This window comes from Dokdonia pacifica, from assembly GCF_900188275.1.
GTDB classification, from domain to species: domain Bacteria; phylum Bacteroidota; class Bacteroidia; order Flavobacteriales; family Flavobacteriaceae; genus Dokdonia; species Dokdonia pacifica.
Genome location: NZ_FZNY01000006.1, coordinates 320,394 through 340,198, shown reverse-complemented (window position 1 = coordinate 340,198; position 19,805 = coordinate 320,394). Strand labels below are relative to the sequence as shown.

Here is a 19,805-nt window from a genome sequence, read left to right as displayed (position 1 = left end):
GATACAGAGAATAAAATATTTAGTTTATAAAACGCTATTATAATATATGAATCTAAATCTTACTAATAAAAACGCACTAGTTTGTGGTAGTACTGCCGGTATAGGAAAAGCTACAGCATTAGTGCTTGCGCAAGAAGGTGCTAATGTAACGCTAGCTGCTCGTAATGAAGACAAACTAAAAGCTGTTCTTTCGGAGCTTTCAAATAACGGATCTCAAAAACATTCGTATGTCCTTGCAGATTTCACAAACCCGCTACAGGTAGCACAAGCAGTTGCCGCAACTAAAAATCATTATCATATCCTTATAAACAATACAGGAGGCCCTCCAGGTGGTGCTATTGTAGATGCAGATGTTTCCGCTTTCGCGAAAGCTTTTACACAACATTTACAAACCAATCATCTTCTAGTTCAAACAGTGATTCCCGGCATGAAAGAACTAGGCTATGGTAGAATTATTAATGTGATTTCGACTTCTGTAAAACAACCCCTTGATGGACTGGGTGTAAGTAATACGATACGAGGAGCGGTTGCCAACTGGAGCAAAACTCTTGCCAATGAGTTAGGGTCTTTTGGAATTACGGTAAACAATGTACTTCCAGGCGCTACAGCTACGGGTCGTCTTTCTGAAATCATACAGAACAAGGCAAAGAAAACAGGAAAAACCATAGAAGAGATTGAGACTGCTATGCAAAATGCATCTCCCGCAAAACGTTTTGCGCAACCTGAAGAAGTGGCAAATGCCATTACTTTTTTAGCTAGTGAAAGAGCGAGTTATATTAATGGAATTAATGTTCCTGTAGATGGAGGACGTACAAAATCTCTATAAATAGAGGCCTGTATTTACATTTTGTATTTTTACTAACTAACTAACACCATTTCTGCATTTGCAGAAAATACCTATGAAAAAACTACGTATTAACGGACATTCGCATTTACTCCCCTATCCAGAAGAGATTCCTCAGTTTATGAAAGACAAAGGAATTTTTTGGGTGGATAAAGACCGTAAATTTATGCTTCAAAAAAATTGGAGCAGACCCGTAACAGATTCTAGCTTTTTCTTGCACGAAAAATTAGAATGGATGGAACGTAATAATGTAGATCATGCAGTGGTCTTAAATCTATCACAACTGTATGGAAATGGGTTACGTCTAGAAGAAATGAAACAAGCGTTACGTTTTCAAAATGATTTTAATGCTAGAGTACAAAAAGACCATCCTTCTAAATTTACAACAGGATTTGTAGTTCATCCAGGGTTTGTACGTGGCGCTTTATGGGAAATAGAGCGATGTGTAGAAGTATTAGGCATGGATTTATTATGTCTCCCTACGCATTACATGGATACCATTGGAACTTGGCGCTGCATTTTTGATGAAGAAAACGAACCTATTTTTGAACTCGCAAGTAAATATAATCTTGCTGTAGAGATTCATCCATACGACGGAGAGAAGTTTATAAAATTAGAAAACACAAACTGGCGTTTTCATCTTATATGGATGTTAGCACAATGTGCAGATGCATATCATTTTCTAACATTAAATGGATATGCAGATAAATATCCAGGTATGCGAGTTTGTTTTGCGCATGGAGGACAACTTGCACAAATAAATCTAGGAAGACGTATCCAAGGATTTGATGGCCGTCCAGACCTCTTTGAAGGAAAATCTCATCCTAGAAAATCTGTAGGACACCCAAATATCTTTTTTGACACCTTAGTACATGATACAAATTCTTTAAAACTAGTCATAGAAAATCAAGGCAGTAAACAAGTTTTAATGGGACTAGATGATCCATATCCTCTTGGAGAAATGGAAAGTGACTCTCAAAGTAGTTACCCTGGTAAGATATTAGATCTCGCTTTAGAACGAAAAATAATCAATGCTACAGAATACGATCAAATATGGGATGATAATGTAGTACGATGGTTATACGGAGATAATGAAAAGAAAAAAGAAGCTTTTAAAAATAGGATACTGGGAAAATAAGCAGAAGCAATTAATTTCCTAGTAATTCTACAATAAAATATTATGGGGTTAGATATCACTCATTACAAAGCTACTTTTGAAAAAGCAGAAATTAACTCTCTATTTTATATTGACCAAGGTATCTATGCAGATACTGGCGGTATAGTTCGTGAAAATTTTTCTGGATTTAATGTAAGGTTTGATTATTTTAAAAATTATATTCAAGAAATTGATTGCCCAGTTGAATTAGACTCTGTGATAATAGTAAATGATAAAAAAGATTCAAAAAGAATAGAAAAACATTTTAAGTCATCTGGACGTAAAATTTTTGTAAAAGAAAACGAAAATCAATTACATCATGACTTAACCGAATTTGAAAAGTCATCTGGCTATTCAAATACAGCAAAGTGTTTGGATGACTTTGAATATATGGGTTGGACTATTCTTAAATATTATAAGACGATAAAAAAAGAGGGGTTTTATTATAAAAAATCCGGATATCAACGTAAAGGAATGAATAACAAATTTTATAAGCGATTTTGCTCAAGTAATATTTATAATTTTGCTCTTAAAGAAGATTTTGACTATTCATTATTATGTGTTGATTATTACTGGGAATCCGACACACGTATTATGGTAGAAGAAAGGAAAAAAGAATTCAACAAATCTTTTATTAATAATTTTGAAAAAGGGGCGAGTTTTATGATGGTCTCTTATTAAACAAAAAGAGTTACTAAAAATCACATCGTCCAATTAACAATCATATGCACTTCCTACCTGAAAATATAGACGAATATGTTGTAGCACATTCTGCGCAAGAACCTGAGTATCTTAATAACCTCACAAGGGAAACCTATCAAAAGGTATTACAACCGCGCATGCTTTCTGGTCCATACCAAGGACGTGTATTAAGTATGATTTCAAAATTGATCAATCCTAAAACTATTCTTGAAATTGGAACCTTTACTGGATATAGTGCACTATGTTTGGCTGAAGGATTACCAATAGAAGGCATACTACATACAATAGATATTAAAGAAGAACTTGTTGATTTTCAAAAGAAGCACTTTGATGCTTCGCCATATGGACACCAAATACAGCAACACCTAGGACAAGCCTTAGATATCATTCCAATATTAGATACAACATTTGACCTTGTTTTTATAGATGCAGATAAGCATAACTATATTAATTATTTTAATGTCATTATAGATAAAATGAACCCTGGAGGAGTGATACTATCAGACAATGTTCTATGGAGTGGAAAAGTAGTAGCTCCATTAAAAGAGAAAGACATAGATACAAAAACACTTCTTGAATACAATAAACTTCTCAATCAAGACAAAAGACTAGAGACAGTATTACTTCCTATTAGAGATGGTTTGACCATAAGTAGAGTTCGCTAGTTTAAACAATTTTAGTAAAGTATAAAAAAGAGCCTCGCTTATACGAGGCTCTTTTTAATTTTACAGAAAGGATATATTATTGAACTGCTTGATTAGCATCTATATTACCATATCCAAAATTATTACTAGGGTTCCCGTATAATTCAGATGATTGTCGCATTCTATTTAATACCTGCGCTCTACTCCAGTTAGGATATTTTCCCCAAACTAATGCTGCAATTCCTGCTGTTGTAGCTGTTGCTACAGAAGATCCCCCAACATAATCATTATCTCCACCATAAAATCCTAAAACAGCTGCTGTTCTATTTCTATCATTATCGCGCTCCATAATAATTGTAAACTCAATTTGAGGGCCATCATGACAAGTATCACATCTCTTATAATTAGCAGCATCAGTCACACCTGTTACAGCAATAGCTTCCGGCATACTTGCAGGAAAAATAACTGGGTATGAATTTGTCACAACAGTAGATGTACCCCCTGCTGCAAAAATTAATTTCCCTTTATTATGAGCATAACGAACGGCATCTCTCACATTTCCTATAGTCCATAAGTATCCTATAGACATGGAAATAATTTTCACATCATTTCTATCTCCTAAAGCACGTAGTGCGTTTGAAACACCTTTACGTTCATGGTAATCATTTAATAAAACATCGGCAGTTCCTCTATAAGAAACTAAATTAGCATTATAGGCAACTCCTACAGGTTTATTATCGTTATTACGAGGTGCTGTAGCTGCCGATATCATACTTGTACCATGACCACATTTATCATCTGGTCCATCTAAATTATTAGACCACCACCAAGGAGAATCTATATATGTTCCATATTTTTCTACAGTACGATTATTTATAGAGTAACCATCTCCAAAACCAGAACTTCCTGGACTTAATAAAGGCTGATTAGGAGAAATTCCTGTATCAATTACAGCTATAGTAACTCCTGCCCCTGTACTTTGACTCCATGCTTGAGTTACATTATGGTTATCTAAAGTCCAAGAAACTAACGATCCTGGTGCGATGGTACGATAATCATTCGTATTTAAAGTAGATCCTGACATACCGCAACCACTCGAAGAACGCTCTTGCTGAGAAACAGTCACATCAGGTTTTGCAGTAAAATAAGAATATCCATTAGGCTCTAGATATCTAATATTGGACATTGCCTTTAAATTTCTTATTGTTTCTAATGATGTTACATGAATATCTATAACATTTAGAACATCATCACTTATATATTTAAGGTCACTTCGTGTTTGCTCTTCTGAAGCAGCAACCGTTAAAAGTATATCATTTTGTATACCTTCTAAACGACTACTCTTTCCTTCTCTAAAACTCTCTCCTTTGTTTCCATATCCTACCGTTATTAATTCGTTTCCATGTACAGCAGCGCTCCATAATACATTTGCAGGCACTTCATCCCATGAGAAAACTCCTCTCTCTAATAATTGATTATTAATAATGGTATTTACTTCTTCTATAGTTAAGAACTCGTCAGATTCCTGTTCTATAAGTATTACATTTTCTTCTGTAATTGGAGCAATGACATCTTCATCACGCGAACAAGAAGCTAGAACAAGCAAAGATATGCCTGCGGCAATGGCTAGTGTTTTTTTCATGGTTTTTGGTTAATTAGTTATGGTTCTAATATACTAAAAATCCACAATCATTATGCATGCATAGTAATAATTTCGCAAAATAAATACTAATTAATTATCAATTATATATAAATACCCATTTTTAATTATGAATAGTTAGGTATTTAGTAGATATAGTTTACACATGGAATATTCTTACAAAAAGAATATCACAACTAAAACTGAATAACACTAGACTATAGTACGGAGGATTCTTTTGCTAATAATTGCTAATGAAATACCTACTATTGCACCTACTAACAAATCACTAGGGTAATGTACTCCTACAAAAATTCGACTTAAAGCAAAAAGGAAAGGCCATATAAGAACAAGCCATATCCATTTGGTATGTTTCTTTAAAACTAGAATAACAAATACTGACACTGCAAACGAAACGGCAGAGTGGCCAGAAAAGAAACTAAAATCAATGGTATCTTGAAGTACTCTAACCAATCCTTTAAGGTTTGGTTCATTACTTGGTCTTATTCGGGTAACATAATTTTTTACGAGACTTGTTATTCCTAAAGTAACCCCCATTAAGGTAACTGTAGAAATGGTAGAAATCAATGCTTTTTTTCGCGAAAGCTTTTTCCAAAAAAGAAGAAAGAAAAGAATATAAAGCGGAATCCAATTTTCTATTTTGGTAACAAACAACCAAAATTGATCCCAATTCCCAGTGCTAAGTCCGTTAAGGTATAGAAAAAGCTCTTTATCCCAATCAAGAATATGATCCATTAAAGCTGACGTTTAATAGGACCTGTGATATCATTAATATCCTCTTTTGCCTTATCTATTTCCTTCTTAATATCTTTAGTTACATCAATATCAATACCTTGTTTTTCTGCGCTTTTAGTAATTTCAGTTTTGATATCGTTTGTTGCGTCTTTAAGAGTGCGCATTCCTTTTCCTAGACCTCTAGCAATCTCAGGAACTTTATCTGCACCAAAAACCATAATCACTATAAAAATAATGAAAGCAATTTCAGTTCCGCTTATAAATAAAGGAAGTGTAACCATAGTGCAAAGATAATAATTGTTATGTCTTGAACCTTATATATTAGTAGGTGTTTTTAGGATAAAAATAAGCGTCAACTATAATAGTTGACGCTTATTAGATATAAAACTTTAAAATATAGAAAAGGACTAGCCTTTTACATTCTCTTTGAATTTTTCAAACTTACCTAATTTCTTAGCTTTAGGCCAGCTATTATTAGCAGTATCAATATCTGCAGTTTCTAGATCTGGATCTATTGTTACTTTTACAATCTCTTTATCTGATGCGATTGCTTTACTTACTTCGCTATCATTTTTACGCCAGATTTGAGCTGGATATGTCACTTTTTCTTTTGTTCCATCGGCATACTCATATTCTACAATAATTGGCATTGGAATTCCTCCAGGTTTTTCAAAAACAATCTTATAAAGATGTTTAGGCTCTTTTATTGCAGCACGCTCTTCTGGAGTGAAGTTATCCATAAGATATTCTTTAAGCGTTTCTGAATTTTCTAACATCGATTTTCCTTTAAGTGCAGGATCAAAATCTTCACTATCTTCATCTACAACATATACGGCGTCTATAGTGCTAGGGTCTGTAATTCCAAAACGAGCTAATCGTTCCTTTCCAGCTTTAGTTACTTTATCAGTAACATAGTATGATTTTACTTCTTTAACACCTATATCTACACTTTCAGTACTATAAAACCATCCTCTCCAATACCAATCTAAATCTACTGCAGATGCATCCTCCATTGTTCTAAAGAAATCTTCTGGTGTTGGGTGTTTAAACATCCAACGTTGCGCATATGTTTTAAAAGCGTGATCAAATAATTCACGCCCCATAACAGTCTCTCTTAAGATATTTAAAGCTGTTGCTGGTTTTCCATAGGCATTATTCCCTAGCTGATATACATTTTCTGGATTTGACATGATAGGAGAAATAAAATCTTGATTCCCTTTCATGTAATTTACAATTCTTGAAGGTGCTCCTCTACGTGATGGATATGCTTTATTATCCCCTATAGCTTCTGGGAAATTTTCCCCAAACTCTTGCTCAGTCAGATATTGCATAAAGGTGTCTAATCCTTCATCCATCCATCCCCACTGGCGCTCATCACTGTTTACAATCATTGGGAAATAGTTATGACCTACTTCATGTATAATTACCGAAATCATTCCATATTTAGTACGATCACTGTACGTTCCATCTTCATTAGGGCGTCCATAATTCCAACAAATCATTGGATATTCCATTCCTTGCCCCTGTGCATGTACAGAGATAGCTTTAGGATAAGGATAATCAAATGTAAATTTAGAATAGGTCTCTAATGTTTGTACAACTGCTTTTGTAGAATATTCTTCCCATAATGGGTTTCCTTCTGGTGGGTAAATGGAAATAGCCATCACATTACGTTCTGGAAAACGTACTGCTTGTGCATCCATAATATATCTACGAGAAGATGTAAATGCAAAATCACGTACATTTTTAGCTTTAAGCTTCCATGTTTTTGTTTTTGTAGAGTTACCAGCTGCTATTTGTTCTGCCTCAGCTTGTGTACGAATAATAACAGGTGCATTAAACGATTTTGTAGCATTTTCCCAACGTTTATATTCTTCTTTACTGTAAACCTCTTTTAAGTTTGTAATCTCTCCTGTTCCATCCAATAAATGGTCTGCAGGAACGGTAATATCTACTTCGTAATCTCCAAATGGTAATGCAAACTCTCCATTACCCCAAAACTGGTAATTTTGCCATCCTTCTACATCATTGTATACAGCCATTCTTGGAAAAAACTGTGCAATAATATATCCTTTATTACCATCCTTATAAGTTTCATATCCAGAACGAGCTCTGTTTACTGTATGATCTGGAATATTATAATCCCATTGAATAGAAAATTCAAAAGAGTCACCAGACTTTAAAACTTCTGGCATATCTACACGCATCATAGTAAAGTTAATGGTGTGCTTTAAAGGTTTTCCGTTGTAAGTAACACTATTCACATTAAATCCTCCATCAAAACCTTCGGTCATATATGAAGATACAAAACTACCTGGCTGACTAACAGCTCCAACACCTCCACCATTTTTATCTTTAGCAGGTGAATCTTGTGCTCTAATATTTTGATCTAATTGTACCCATAAATATTCTAAATCATCTGGGGAGTTATTTCTATAAGTAATTGTCTCATATCCCGTAATACGTTGACTAGCATCATCTAATTGGATGCTCATTTTGTAATCTGCTTCGTTCTGATAATATTCATGTCCAGGTGCCCCAGAAGCGGTACGATAGGAATTTGGGGTAGACATCTCATTATAAAGCTGTCTAAATTTATTTTCATTTTCATGGCCTCCTTGTCGCTCTTCTTCTTGAGCATATCCCACTGAAACACATAAGAATAGCATTGCGCATAATGCGTATTTAAAACGAATCATAGTTTTTGTAATTAAATTAGAGCTCTAAAATAGCCAAACCCCAAGTTTTTGGGAATTTATTCAGAAAAGTTTAACACAGCTTTGGCATTACCATCTACAAGCAATAAGCTTTTCTTTTTTCCAAGAATATTGGTATGCACCATGTTTTTTTGTTCTGTAAATGCATCCATAAGTAAAGTGTTCTCTATCTCAACTCGTTGAATAGATGACACATCTGCAATTTCTATATAACATACCACATAATCATCTTCATATTCCTTTCCTATATAAGACAGAGTTCTCTCCTCTCCGTTAATAGTAATTTTAAGTTTTCGCTTTAAATATTTTTTAATAAAATTATCTAGTACTTCTTGATCTGAAGTAGCATCTACAATAATTGTTTCGTCATAACGCTCACGCAGCACATCTTCCAAATCATCATAAAAAAGACGTGTAATCATTTGCAGAGACTTTTCCTCTTTATTGTACTCAATATCTGTAACACTTAAATAATATTTATGCACCGTAAAAGATGTACATATAAACAAACAAGCAAATGAGGTAATAACAATTAATCTCTTCATGATATGTGGTTGAGTATGCTTTCGCGAAAGCGTACTATTAAAATTTTAAACAAAGGTATAAGATTCTTGTTTCCAAAAAATATGCCGTTATTCTTTTTCGCTTTCTTTTAACCTAATGTAGGGTTTTGATTTTTGCATCATAAATTCTAAAAGACCTAGCGCATTATTTGCATCTACTAGCTCTTTTGCATGAGTATCTTCAAAAACATAATACACAAAATCTTCTATCAACTCTTCTGGAATGTTTAAATTCTTCATATACACCGTATCTGAAATACGATAACGACTCTCTTGTACTAACTTTTCAAATCGAGACACCTCAATATGTTTTTTAAGCATTTTAAGTCTTCCCGTAATAGAATTAATAAGCCCATCTAATGGAATACCCGAGCCACTAGTAACAGCGGTATAATATCTACGTTCCTCTATAGTACGTTTTGGCGCTGTATTTTCAGGAATACCTAACTCTTTGGCTGTTACTTCTTTTTTAAACTTTGTAGAACGAATATCTTTATTCAAATCTCCTGTAAGATCAATGTTACTAATCTCTACTGTTTCTAACTCTGTTACTTTTGGAATAAGATATAGCGATATCTTTTTGCGATTATACATGGTTTCGTTAACTACAAACTGTCTAGATTCATATTGAACAGCGCTTATATTGATCGTATCATTTACGCGTGCCTCTATAGTAAAGATTCCATTTGCATCTGTAGTAGTCCCTTTCTTTAAAGAGATATTAACTACTGTAAGTTGTGCTTTATCAATAGTATCATTAAGAACCTGACCTCTTAACTCTATAGCTCTTTGTGAATATGCATTATACCCCATCAGAAGGAAACATAATACACTAAATTTTATAATTTTATTCATGTTTTTTATTCTTAGTGAGCACTCCTTCTTTTTCTTTTAAAACTAAGTATTTTTTAGATTTTGTAAGCATATAATCTAACAATTCTATGGCATTTTCTTTATCATCCTTTCCCTCTGCCTTTTTTTCTTCAAAAACAAAATAAACAAAATCTTCAATAAGAGTCTCAGGTATGTTTAAAGATTTCATATAAAGTGTGTCGGAAAACGTTGAACGGGCTTTCTCTACTTTAATTTGAAAACGCATGATTTCTAATTGTTTTTTATATTGCTTTGCTTGTCCATTTATAGCCATCATGAGTGCTCCAAAAGCCCCTGCCCCTGCCGGACTTGCACTATACATTCTTCGTTCCTCGGGTGTAAAAGGAGCATGCTTATTTGCAGGAAGTCCAAGATCTGCCGCTGTAAGTGTTTTTTTAAGAGGCGTATTTAAAATATCTCTACGTAAATCTCCCGTAAGATTAATGTTACTAATCTCAACTTCGTCTAATTGGTTAATTTTTGGAACTAAATATAAAGACATCCTTTTACGATCATACATTTTTTGAGTAACTACAAACTGTCTAGACTCATATTGAACTGCACTGATATTAATGGTATCATGTACACGCGCAGGAATTTCAAAAACACCTGCTTCATTCGTGATAGCTCCCTTTTTTAAAGAGATATTGACAACTGTAAGAGAAGCTTTCTCAATAGAATCATTAAGAACTTGCCCTTTAAGTATGACCGCTTCTTGCCCCATTAAAACACATGACATCAAGAGAAATAGTAGTAAAAAACAACGCTGACTACCCATTACTTATTTTTGTTTTTTACAAACACTTCTTTCTCTCTTAATGCATGATACTTTATAGATTTTTCATATAAATAATCTAAAAAAAGGATAGGGTTATCTACATTTATTGTCTTTAATTTCTTTTCATCTTTTAATGCATAAAAAACAAAATCTTCCAATTGTTCTTCTGGGATTTTTAAATAAGCTATTAGTATAGAATCTGGAAAACGATTTAAAGCTCCTTCTATTTGCTCTTGATATGCTACTACAGCAATGTGTTTTTTTAAGCGTTTTGTTTTACCACTTATTCCGTTAATTATTAACGGAAGGGGCACAATAAACCCCGTAATACCTATCCCTCCTTTCCCATTTATTCCTGTTGTAGCAGTATGTAACCTCCGTGCTTCTTTAGTAGGCACCTTTATATCTTGAAGTAGCCCTTTGTCACTCATATCTTTCACGAGAGCTAACTGTTTTTTTAAAGAAGAACTACTAGCATCTTCTTCCAAATTACCTGACAAAAGCCTATTACTCAACTGTATTTCATCCAGCTCATTAATTTTTGGAACTAGATACAAAGAAACTTCTTTCTCATTATAAATTTTCTGAGTAACTATAAACTCCCTAGACTCATATTGAACCGCACTTATATGTATAGTATCATGTAGACGTACAGGAATTTCAAAAACACCAGCCTCATTCGTGATAGCCCCTTTACGTAAATTCAAATTCACAACATTCAATGAAGCTTTCTCAATAGTATCATTCAGCACATTCCCTTTCAGAAGAATAGTTTCCTGAGAAAAAACGGTAGTCCCTATAAATAATAAAAAAAGGAATAGTACTTTATACATAGATTATTTAGTTCCCTCAAAGAAACATTTTCGTATGTCATGAAAAACTTAATACGTATATAAACTTTTGTTAATTGAAGCCTAATAGCTACTTTTAAAAAAATCTAACACTCATGCCTAAAAATTTGATCATAGCAAGTACTTCAACTATACATGGAAGTGGCTATTTAGAATATCTTTTACCAGAATTAGAAACCTTTTATAAAAATACAGATACAATCATTTTTATACCCTATGCAAGACCTGGAGGAATATCACATGATCAATACACAGATATAGCATCTAAAGCATTCAAAAAGATTGGCAAAAAAATAATCGGGCTTCACATCTTTACAGATACGATAGAAGCTATTGAAAATGCAGAAGGTATTTTTACAGGAGGAGGCAATACTTTTGTTCTTGTAAATCAACTATACAAAACAAATATCCTTCCTGCTTTACGAAAAAAAATCTTTGAAGGCACTCCTTATTTAGGAACAAGTGCAGGCAGTAATATTTGCGGACTCACCATGCAAACCACAAATGATATGCCTATCACATATCCTCCAAGCTTTAAAACCATAGGCGCACTACCCTTTAATATTAATCCTCATTATCTAGACCCCATTAAAGGAAGCACCCATATGGGAGAAACTCGCGAAACAAGAATTAAAGAATTTCACGCTCATAATACAATTCCTGTTGTAGGAATAAGAGAAGGCAGTTGGCTGGAAGTAAAAAACCAGACCATACAACTTAAAGGAACACCAACCGCACGTATCTTCGAAAAAGGTAAAGCTCCATACGAAATAGATACTGGCAGTATATTAGATTTTTAAAAGTACGCTTTCGCGAAATTTCATACAGCGTTTAATTAATAATGCTGTAAAGAAAGACTTCTAACGTTCGTAATTTTAGTCTCAACTACATAAAAGAAAAAGCCTCATCAAATGATGAGGCTTTTTTTGGAGCGGGAGACCGGGTTCGAACCGGCGACATTCAGCTTGGAAGGCTGACGCTCTACCAACTGAGCTACTCCCGCTGGTTAAGCGGTGGCAAATATATATATGTTTTTTAAATAGAAAAAATTTATTTTTTACAAAAAATATCAAATTTTACAAATCTACATGAATTTGCATTTTATCGATACAAATGTGCATTTTATCGATGTTTTAACACCTTGAAAGGCATAAAATCTTATTTTTCAACTCATTAACTATTTTTGATTATTAAAAAATTACGGTAAAACCCCAAATAAACAACATAAAGCCCTCCACATGTTAAAAAAAATTACGCTATTTCTAATACTATTTAGCACATTAAGTAGTATTGCTCAAATAAAAGTAGGAGATAATCCAGATACAATAGATAACAATTCTCTATTAGAATTAGAAAACACTTCTAAAGTACTTGTCATTACTCGAGTTACAAATACTCAAATGAATACAATTACACCATTAGCTGGTGGTATGGTATATAATACCGATGAAAATTGTGTGTTTCAATACAATGGCATTAATTGGACAAGTCTCTGTGATATTGACAACGCCCCAACATTAGTAGACAATCAAGATGGCACTTTTACATTTACAAATGTATTAGGAGATACAGTCATTATAGATACTAATGCAACATCAAGTCCATATAATAATACCAATTCAGGATTAGGAGCTACCAATGTTCAAGATGCAATCGATGAAATTATTGCCAATGATTTAGACACTGACCCAACAAACGAGTTACAAACATTCTCTTTAGAGGGTACAGATCTTACATTAAGTAATGGAGGTGGTACAATCACCTTACCAACTTCACAAGGACCACAAGGGGATGTCGGACCACAAGGACCAGTAGGACCTGCTGGTGTTGATGGAACTAACGGAGCGGATGGTGCAGACGGAGCAACAGGACCGCAGGGACCACAAGGGCCGGTAGGACCTGCTGGTGCTGACGGAACAAACGGAACAGATGGTGTAGACGGAGCAACAGGACCACAGGGACCACAAGGTGACCAAGGAATACAAGGTGAAGTTGGACCACAAGGACCAATTGGACCCGCAGGTGCTGACGGAATAAATGGAACAGATGGTGCAGACGGAGCAACAGGACCGCAGGGACCACAAGGTGATGTCGGACCACAAGGGCCGATAGGACCCGCAGGTGCTGATGGAACTAACGGAACAGATGGTGCAGACGGAGCAACAGGACCGCAGGGACCACAAGGTGATGTCGGACCGCAAGGGCCGATAGGACCCGCTGGTGCTGATGGAATAAATGGAACAGATGGTGCAGACGGAGCAACAGGACCGCAGGGACCACAAGGGGATGTCGGACCACAAGGGCCTATTGGACCAGCAGGTGCTGATGGAATAAATGGAACGGATGGAGCAGACGGAGCAACAGGACCTCAGGGACCACAAGGTGATGTCGGACCGCAAGGACCTATTGGACCAGCGGGGGTTGATGGAATAAATGGAACAGATGGTGCAGACGGAGCAACAGGTCCGCAGGGACCTCAAGGGGATATCGGACCTCAAGGACCGATTGGACCTGCAGGGGCTGACGGAATAAACGGAACTGATGGCGCAGACGGAGCAACAGGACCGCAGGGGCCACAAGGGGATGTCGGACCTCAAGGACCGATAGGGCCCACAGGTGCTGACGGAACAAATGGAGCGGATGGTGCAGACGGAGCAACAGGACCGCAGGGACCTCAAGGTGATGTCGGACCACAAGGACCGATAGGACCCGCAGGTGCTGATGGAATAAACGGAACAGATGGTGCAGACGGAGCAACAGGACCGCAGGGACCACAAGGTGATGTCGGACCTCAAGGACCTATTGGACCAGCGGGTGCTGACGGAATAAACGGAACAGATGGCGCAGACGGAGCAACAGGACCGCAGGGACCTCAAGGGGATGTTGGACCACAAGGACCGATAGGACCCGCAGGAGCTGATGGAACTAACGGAACAGATGGCGCAGACGGAGCAACAGGACCGCAGGGACCACAAGGTGATGTCGGACCACAAGGGCCGATAGGACCCGCAGGTGCTGATGGAACTAACGGAACAGACGGAGCAACAGGACCGCAGGGACCACAAGGTGACCAAGGAATACAAGGAGATGTCGGACCACAAGGACCTATTGGACCCGCAGGTGCTGATGGAACTAACGGAACAGATGGCGCAGACGGAGCCACAGGACCTCAGGGACCACAAGGAGATCAAGGAATACAAGGTGAAGTTGGACCGCAAGGACCGATTGGACCTGCAGGGGCTAACGGAATAAACGGAACAGATGGTGTAGACGGAGCAACAGGAGCTCAAGGACCACAAGGGGATGTTGGACCGCAAGGACCGATTGGACCAGCTGGTGCAGACGGAGCAACAGGACCGCAGGGACCACAAGGGGATGTCGGACCACAAGGACCGATAGGGCCAGCAGGTGCTGATGGAATAAATGGAGCAGACGGAGCAACAGGACCTCAAGGACCACAAGGGGATGTTGGACCGCAAGGACCGATAGGACCCGCAGGTGCTGATGGACCACAAGGACCGATTGGACCAGCTGGTGCTGACGGAATAAATGGAACAGATGGTGCAGACGGAGCAACAGGGCCGCAAGGACCACAAGGGGATGTCGGACCACAAGGACCGGTAGGACCTGCTGGTGCTGATGGAACTAACGGAACAGATGGTGCAGACGGAGCAACTGGACCGCAGGGACCTCAAGGGGATGTCGGACCACAAGGACCGATAGGACCCGCAGGTGCTGACGGAATAAATGGAACAGATGGTGCAGACGGAGCAACAGGACCGCAGGGACCACAAGGACCGATAGGACCCGCAGGTGTTGATGGAACTAACGGAGCGGATGGTGCAGACGGAGCAACAGGTCCGCAGGGACTACAAGGGGATGTTGGACCGCAAGGACCGATAGGACCCGCAGGTGCTGATGGAACTAACGGAGCGGATGGTGCAGACGGAGCAACAGGACCTCAGGGACCTCAAGGGGATGTCGGACCACAAGGACCGATAGGACCAGCAGGTGCTGACGGAACTAACGGAACAGATGGCGCAGACGGAGCAACAGGACCTCAGGGACCACAAGGTGATGTCGGACCTCAAGGACCTATTGGACCCGCAGGTGCTGACGGAATAAATGGAACAGATGGTGCAGACGGAGCAACAGGACCACAGGGACCACAAGGCGATGTCGGACCGCAAGGACCGATAGGACCCGCAGGTGCTGATGGAATAAACGGAACAGATGGTGCAGACGGAGCAACAGGACCACAGGGACCACAAGGAGATCAAGGAATACAAGGTGAAGTTGGACCGCAAGGACCTATTGGACCAGCGGGTGCTGATGGAATAAATGGCGCAGACGGAGCAACAGGACCGCAGGGACCTCAAGGGGATATCGGACCTCAAGGACCGATTGGACCTGCAGGGGCTGACGGAATAAACGGAACTGATGGCGCAGACGGAGCAACAGGACCGCAGGGGCCACAAGGTGATGTCGGACCGCAAGGACCCATTGGGCCAGCAGGTGCTGATGGAACAAACGGAATAGATGGTGCAGACGGAGCAACAGGACCGCAAGGACCACAAGGGGATGTCGGACCACAAGGGCCTATTGGACCAGCGGGGGCAGATGGAACTAACGGAACAGATGGCACGGACGGAGCAACAGGACCGCAAGGACCACAAGGGGATCAAGGAATACAAGGTGAAGTTGGACCACAAGGACCCATTGGACCCGCAGGTGCTGACGGAATAAATGGAGTGAATGGTGCAGATGGAGCAACAGGACCGCAAGGTGAAGTTGGACCGCAAGGACCGATAGGACCAGCAGGTGCTGATGGAATAAACGGAACAGATGGTGCAGACGGAGCAACAGGGCCGCAAGGACCACAAGGGGATGTCGGACCACAAGGACCCATTGGACCCGCAGGTGCTGACGGAACTAACGGAACAGATGGCGCAGACGGAGCAACAGGACCACAAGGTGATGTCGGACCGCAAGGACCGATAGGACCCGCAGGTACTGACGGAATAAACGGAGCGGATGGCGCAGACGGAGCAATAGGACCGCAGGGACCTCAAGGTGACCAAGGAATACAAGGAGATGTCGGACCACAAGGACCTATTGGACCAGCAGGTGCTGACGGAGCAACAGGGCCGCAAGGACCACAAGGTGATGTCGGGCCGCAAGGGCCTATTGGACCAGCAGGTGCCGATGGAACAAACGGAACAGATGGTGCAGACGGAGCAACAGGACCGCAAGGACCACAAGGTGATGTCGGACCGCAAGGACCGATAGGACCCGCAGGTGCTGATGGAACAAATGGAACAGATGGTGCTGACGGAGCAACAGGTCCGCAAGGACCACAAGGGGATGTCGGACCGCAAGGACCTATTGGACCAGCGGGTGCTGATGGAATAAACGGAACGGACGGTGCAGACGGAGCAACAGGACCGCAGGGACCACAAGGTGACCAAGGAATACAAGGTGAAGTTGGACCGCAAGGACCGATAGGACCCGCAGGTGCTGATGGAACAAATGGAGCGGATGGTGCAGACGGAGCAACAGGACCTCAGGGACCACAAGGTGATGTCGGACCGCAAGGACCCATTGGACCAGCAGGTGCTGATGGAATAAACGGAATAGATGGCGCAGATGGAGCAACAGGTCCGCAGGGACCTCAAGGCGATGTTGGACCACAAGGACCAATAGGACCCGCAGGTGCTGATGGAACTAACGGAGCGGATGGTGCAGACGGAGCAACAGGACCGCAGGGACCGCAAGGACCGGTAGGACCTGCTGGTGCTGACGGAACTAACGGAATAGATGGCGCAGATGGAGCAACAGGACCGCAGGGACCACAAGGTGACCAAGGAATACAAGGTGAAGTCGGACCACAAGGGCCTATTGGACCCGCAGGTGCTGACGGAATAAACGGAATAGATGGTGCAGACGGAGCAACAGGACCGCAGGGACCACAAGGTGATGTCGGGCCGCAAGGGCCTATTGGACCAGCAGGTGCCGATGGAACTAACGGAACGGATGGCGCGGACGGAGCAACAGGGCCGCAAGGACCACAAGGTGATGTCGGGCCGCAAGGGCCTATTGGACCAGCAGGTGCTGACGGAATAAACGGAACAGATGGTGCAGACGGAGCAACAGGACCGCAAGGACCACAAGGTGATGTCGGACCACAAGGACCGATAGGACCCGCAGGTGCTGATGGAACAAACGGAACAGATGGGGCAGACGGAGCAACAGGACCTCAGGGACCACAAGGTGATGTCGGACCGCAAGGACCGATAGGACCAGCAGGTGCTGATGGAATAAACGGAACAGATGGTGCAGACGGAGCAACAGGACCGCAAGGACCTCAAGGAGATGTCGGACCGCAAGGACCGGTAGGACCCGCAGGTGCTGATGGAACAAATGGAGCGGATGGTGCAGACGGAGCAACAGGGCCGCAAGGACCACAAGGTGATGTCGGGCTGCAAGGGCCTATTGGACCAGCAGGTGCTGATGGAACAAACGGAACAGATGGGGCAGACGGAGCAACAGGACCTCAAGGACCACAAGGTGATGTCGGACCACAAGGACCCATTGGACCAGCAGGTGCTGATGGAACAAACGGAACAGATGGCGCGGACGGAGCAACAGGGCCGCAAGGACCACAAGGTGATGTCGGACCGCAAGGACCGATAGGACCCGCAGGTGCTGATGGAACAAACGGAACAGATGGTGCAGACGGAGCAACAGGTCCGCAGGGACCACAAGGTGATGTCGGACCACAAGGACCGGTAGGACCAGTGGGTGCTGATGGAACTAACGGAACGGATGGTGCAGACGGATCAACAGGACCGCAGGGACCACAAGGTGATGTCGGACCGCAAGGACCCATTGGACCAGCAGGCGCTGATGGAATAAATGGAACAAATGGCGCAGACGGAGCAACAGGACCGCAAGGACCACAAGGGGATGTTGGACCACAAGGACCGATAGGACCCGCAGGTACTGATGGAATAAACGGAGTGGATGGCGCAGACGGAGCAACAGGTCCGCAGGGACCAGCAGGTGCTGATGGAACAAACGGAATAGATGGTGCAGACGGAGCAACAGGACCGCAGGGACCACAAGGGAATGTCGGGCCGCAAGGACCCATTGGACCAGCAGGTGCTGATGGAATAAATGGAACGGATGGTGCAGACGGAGCAACAGGACCTCAGGGACCTCAAGGTGATGTCGGACCACAAGGGCCTATTGGACCAGCAGGTGCTGATGGAACAAACGGAACGGATGGCGCAGACGGAGCAACAGGGCCGCAAGGACCACAAGGGGATGTCGGACCACAAGGACCGGTAGGACCAGCGGGTGCTGATGGAGCAACAGGACCGCAGGGACCGCAAGGTAACCAAGGAATTCAAGGACCAAAGGGCGATACCGGAGATCAAGGACCACAGGGACCAGCAGGTGTCGATGGAATAAATGGCGCAGACGGAGCAACAGGACCACAGGGACCGCAAGGAGAGATTGGACCACAAGGACCTGCTGGAACTAATGGAACAAACGGAGTGGATGGAGCAACAGGACCACAAGGACCTGCAGGGCCAACTGGTGCTACTGGACCGCAAGGAACTCAAGGACCTATAGGGCCACAAGGAGTCCCTGGAGCTCAAGGACCACAAGGACAAACTGGAGCAACAGGACCAGCTGGTGCAGACGGAGCAGATGGTGCTACAGGACCGCAAGGACCTCAAGGTGAAATTGGACCGTCTAATGCATATACTGGATTCTTTATAATAGATAATACTACACTAACAGATACGGGTACTTATGAGCAAATAATTGATATGATTCCTTTTGAACCTTCTCAAGTTACTTTTGTCGCTCATCCTAATATTGGATCTTTTGATCTAAATGAAGACAATGCCCTAGCAGATACTCCAACTGCTAATACAGATAATAACACAGCACTTTTAGAGAATACCTTCGGAACCATGAATGGATTTGCACGTGCCGGAAGCCCTATCAGTCAAGCTGTTATTTTTGTCGGAGGGAGTGGGTCTTCCATAAATAATATCTCAAGATATTCTAATGACGATCAATGCATAGGGTTACGTTATACTGATAATGATGGAGATAATATGGGGGTTATATCAGCAAGAATAACTTCCTTTGAATCTGATGGGTTTACATTAGACATTACGTATACTGAAGGAACTTCTGGTAATGCTAATAGGCAAGATGATATTTTAGACGAATCTGTAATTGTATTATTCACTGCATACAAGTAA

Annotated in this window: 14 protein-coding genes and 1 tRNA gene; 6 read left to right on the top strand and 9 right to left on the bottom strand. The window is 41.1% G+C overall.

Annotated elements, in window-relative coordinates; genetic code table 11:
• Positions 1-46 precede the first annotated feature (46 nt).
• From CHB80_RS18215 to CHB80_RS18200, 4 genes are all read left to right on the top strand, one after another.
• Complete coding sequence (locus CHB80_RS18215; RefSeq protein WP_089372934.1) at positions 47-826, top strand: SDR family oxidoreductase; 780 nt, start codon at positions 47-49, stop codon at positions 824-826.
• Between the two features lie 73 nt (positions 827-899).
• Positions 900-1,982 (top strand): amidohydrolase family protein, encoded by a 1,083-nt coding sequence (locus CHB80_RS18210; RefSeq protein ID WP_089372933.1) that lies wholly within the window; start codon positions 900-902, stop codon positions 1,980-1,982.
• Positions 1,983-2,024: 42 nt separating this feature from the next.
• Complete coding sequence (locus CHB80_RS18205; protein WP_089372932.1) at positions 2,025-2,681, top strand: hypothetical protein; 657 nt, start codon at positions 2,025-2,027, stop codon at positions 2,679-2,681.
• Positions 2,682-2,725: 44 nt separating this feature from the next.
• Positions 2,726-3,367, top strand: a complete 642-nt coding sequence (locus CHB80_RS18200; protein WP_089372931.1) for an O-methyltransferase — start codon at positions 2,726-2,728, stop codon at positions 3,365-3,367.
• Positions 3,368-3,443: 76 nt separating this feature from the next.
• Here CHB80_RS18200 and CHB80_RS25115 read toward each other — a convergent pair whose 3' ends face one another.
• The 8 genes from CHB80_RS25115 to CHB80_RS18160 form a co-directional block, all read right to left on the bottom strand.
• Positions 3,444-4,988 (bottom strand): S8 family peptidase, encoded by a 1,545-nt coding sequence (locus CHB80_RS25115; RefSeq protein ID WP_089372930.1) that lies wholly within the window; start codon positions 4,986-4,988, stop codon positions 3,444-3,446.
• A gap of 210 nt (positions 4,989-5,198) precedes the next feature.
• Positions 5,199-5,741: a phosphatase PAP2 family protein gene (locus CHB80_RS18190; protein ID WP_089372929.1), complete on the bottom strand. Its 543-nt coding sequence runs from the start codon at positions 5,739-5,741 to the stop codon at positions 5,199-5,201.
• Positions 5,741-6,022 carry a Sec-independent protein translocase subunit TatA/TatB gene (locus tag CHB80_RS18185; RefSeq protein WP_089372928.1) on the bottom strand — a complete coding sequence of 94 codons (282 nt, stop codon included), beginning with the start codon at positions 6,020-6,022 and terminating at the stop codon, positions 5,741-5,743. Before CHB80_RS18185 ends, CHB80_RS18190 begins: the two co-directional genes overlap by 1 nt.
• A 126-nt stretch (positions 6,023-6,148) precedes the next feature.
• Positions 6,149-8,440, bottom strand: coding sequence for a M1 family metallopeptidase (locus CHB80_RS18180; protein WP_089372927.1), 2,292 nt, complete (start codon positions 8,438-8,440; stop codon positions 6,149-6,151).
• A 56-nt stretch (positions 8,441-8,496) separates the two neighbouring features.
• Positions 8,497-9,003 (bottom strand): DUF6702 family protein, encoded by a 507-nt coding sequence (locus CHB80_RS18175; protein WP_089372926.1) that lies wholly within the window; start codon positions 9,001-9,003, stop codon positions 8,497-8,499.
• A gap of 87 nt (positions 9,004-9,090) precedes the next feature.
• The gene (locus CHB80_RS18170; protein ID WP_089372925.1) at positions 9,091-9,876 is read right to left on the bottom strand and encodes a carboxypeptidase-like regulatory domain-containing protein; all 786 of its coding nucleotides are present in this window, start codon (positions 9,874-9,876) and stop codon (positions 9,091-9,093) included.
• Complete coding sequence (locus tag CHB80_RS18165; protein WP_089373006.1) at positions 9,869-10,633, bottom strand: carboxypeptidase-like regulatory domain-containing protein; 765 nt, start codon at positions 10,631-10,633, stop codon at positions 9,869-9,871. The genes CHB80_RS18170 and CHB80_RS18165 overlap by 8 nt, the downstream gene beginning before the upstream one ends.
• 38 nt (positions 10,634-10,671) lie before the next feature.
• The gene (locus CHB80_RS18160; RefSeq protein ID WP_089372924.1) at positions 10,672-11,505 is read right to left on the bottom strand and encodes a peptidase associated/transthyretin-like domain-containing protein; all 834 of its coding nucleotides are present in this window, start codon (positions 11,503-11,505) and stop codon (positions 10,672-10,674) included.
• Between the two features lie 113 nt (positions 11,506-11,618).
• Here CHB80_RS18160 and pepE point away from each other — a divergent pair, with 113 nt between their 5' ends.
• Complete coding sequence (gene pepE, locus CHB80_RS18155) at positions 11,619-12,323, top strand: dipeptidase PepE (protein WP_089372923.1); 705 nt, start codon at positions 11,619-11,621, stop codon at positions 12,321-12,323.
• 127 nt (positions 12,324-12,450) lie between these two features.
• Here pepE and CHB80_RS18150 read toward each other — a convergent pair.
• Positions 12,451-12,526: transfer RNA gene (locus CHB80_RS18150), tRNA-Gly, on the bottom strand.
• A gap of 235 nt (positions 12,527-12,761) precedes the next feature.
• Here CHB80_RS18150 and CHB80_RS24760 point away from each other — a divergent pair.
• A complete protein-coding gene (locus CHB80_RS24760; RefSeq protein ID WP_179218211.1) occupies positions 12,762-19,805 on the top strand; it encodes a hypothetical protein in 7,044 nt (2,347 codons plus the stop codon).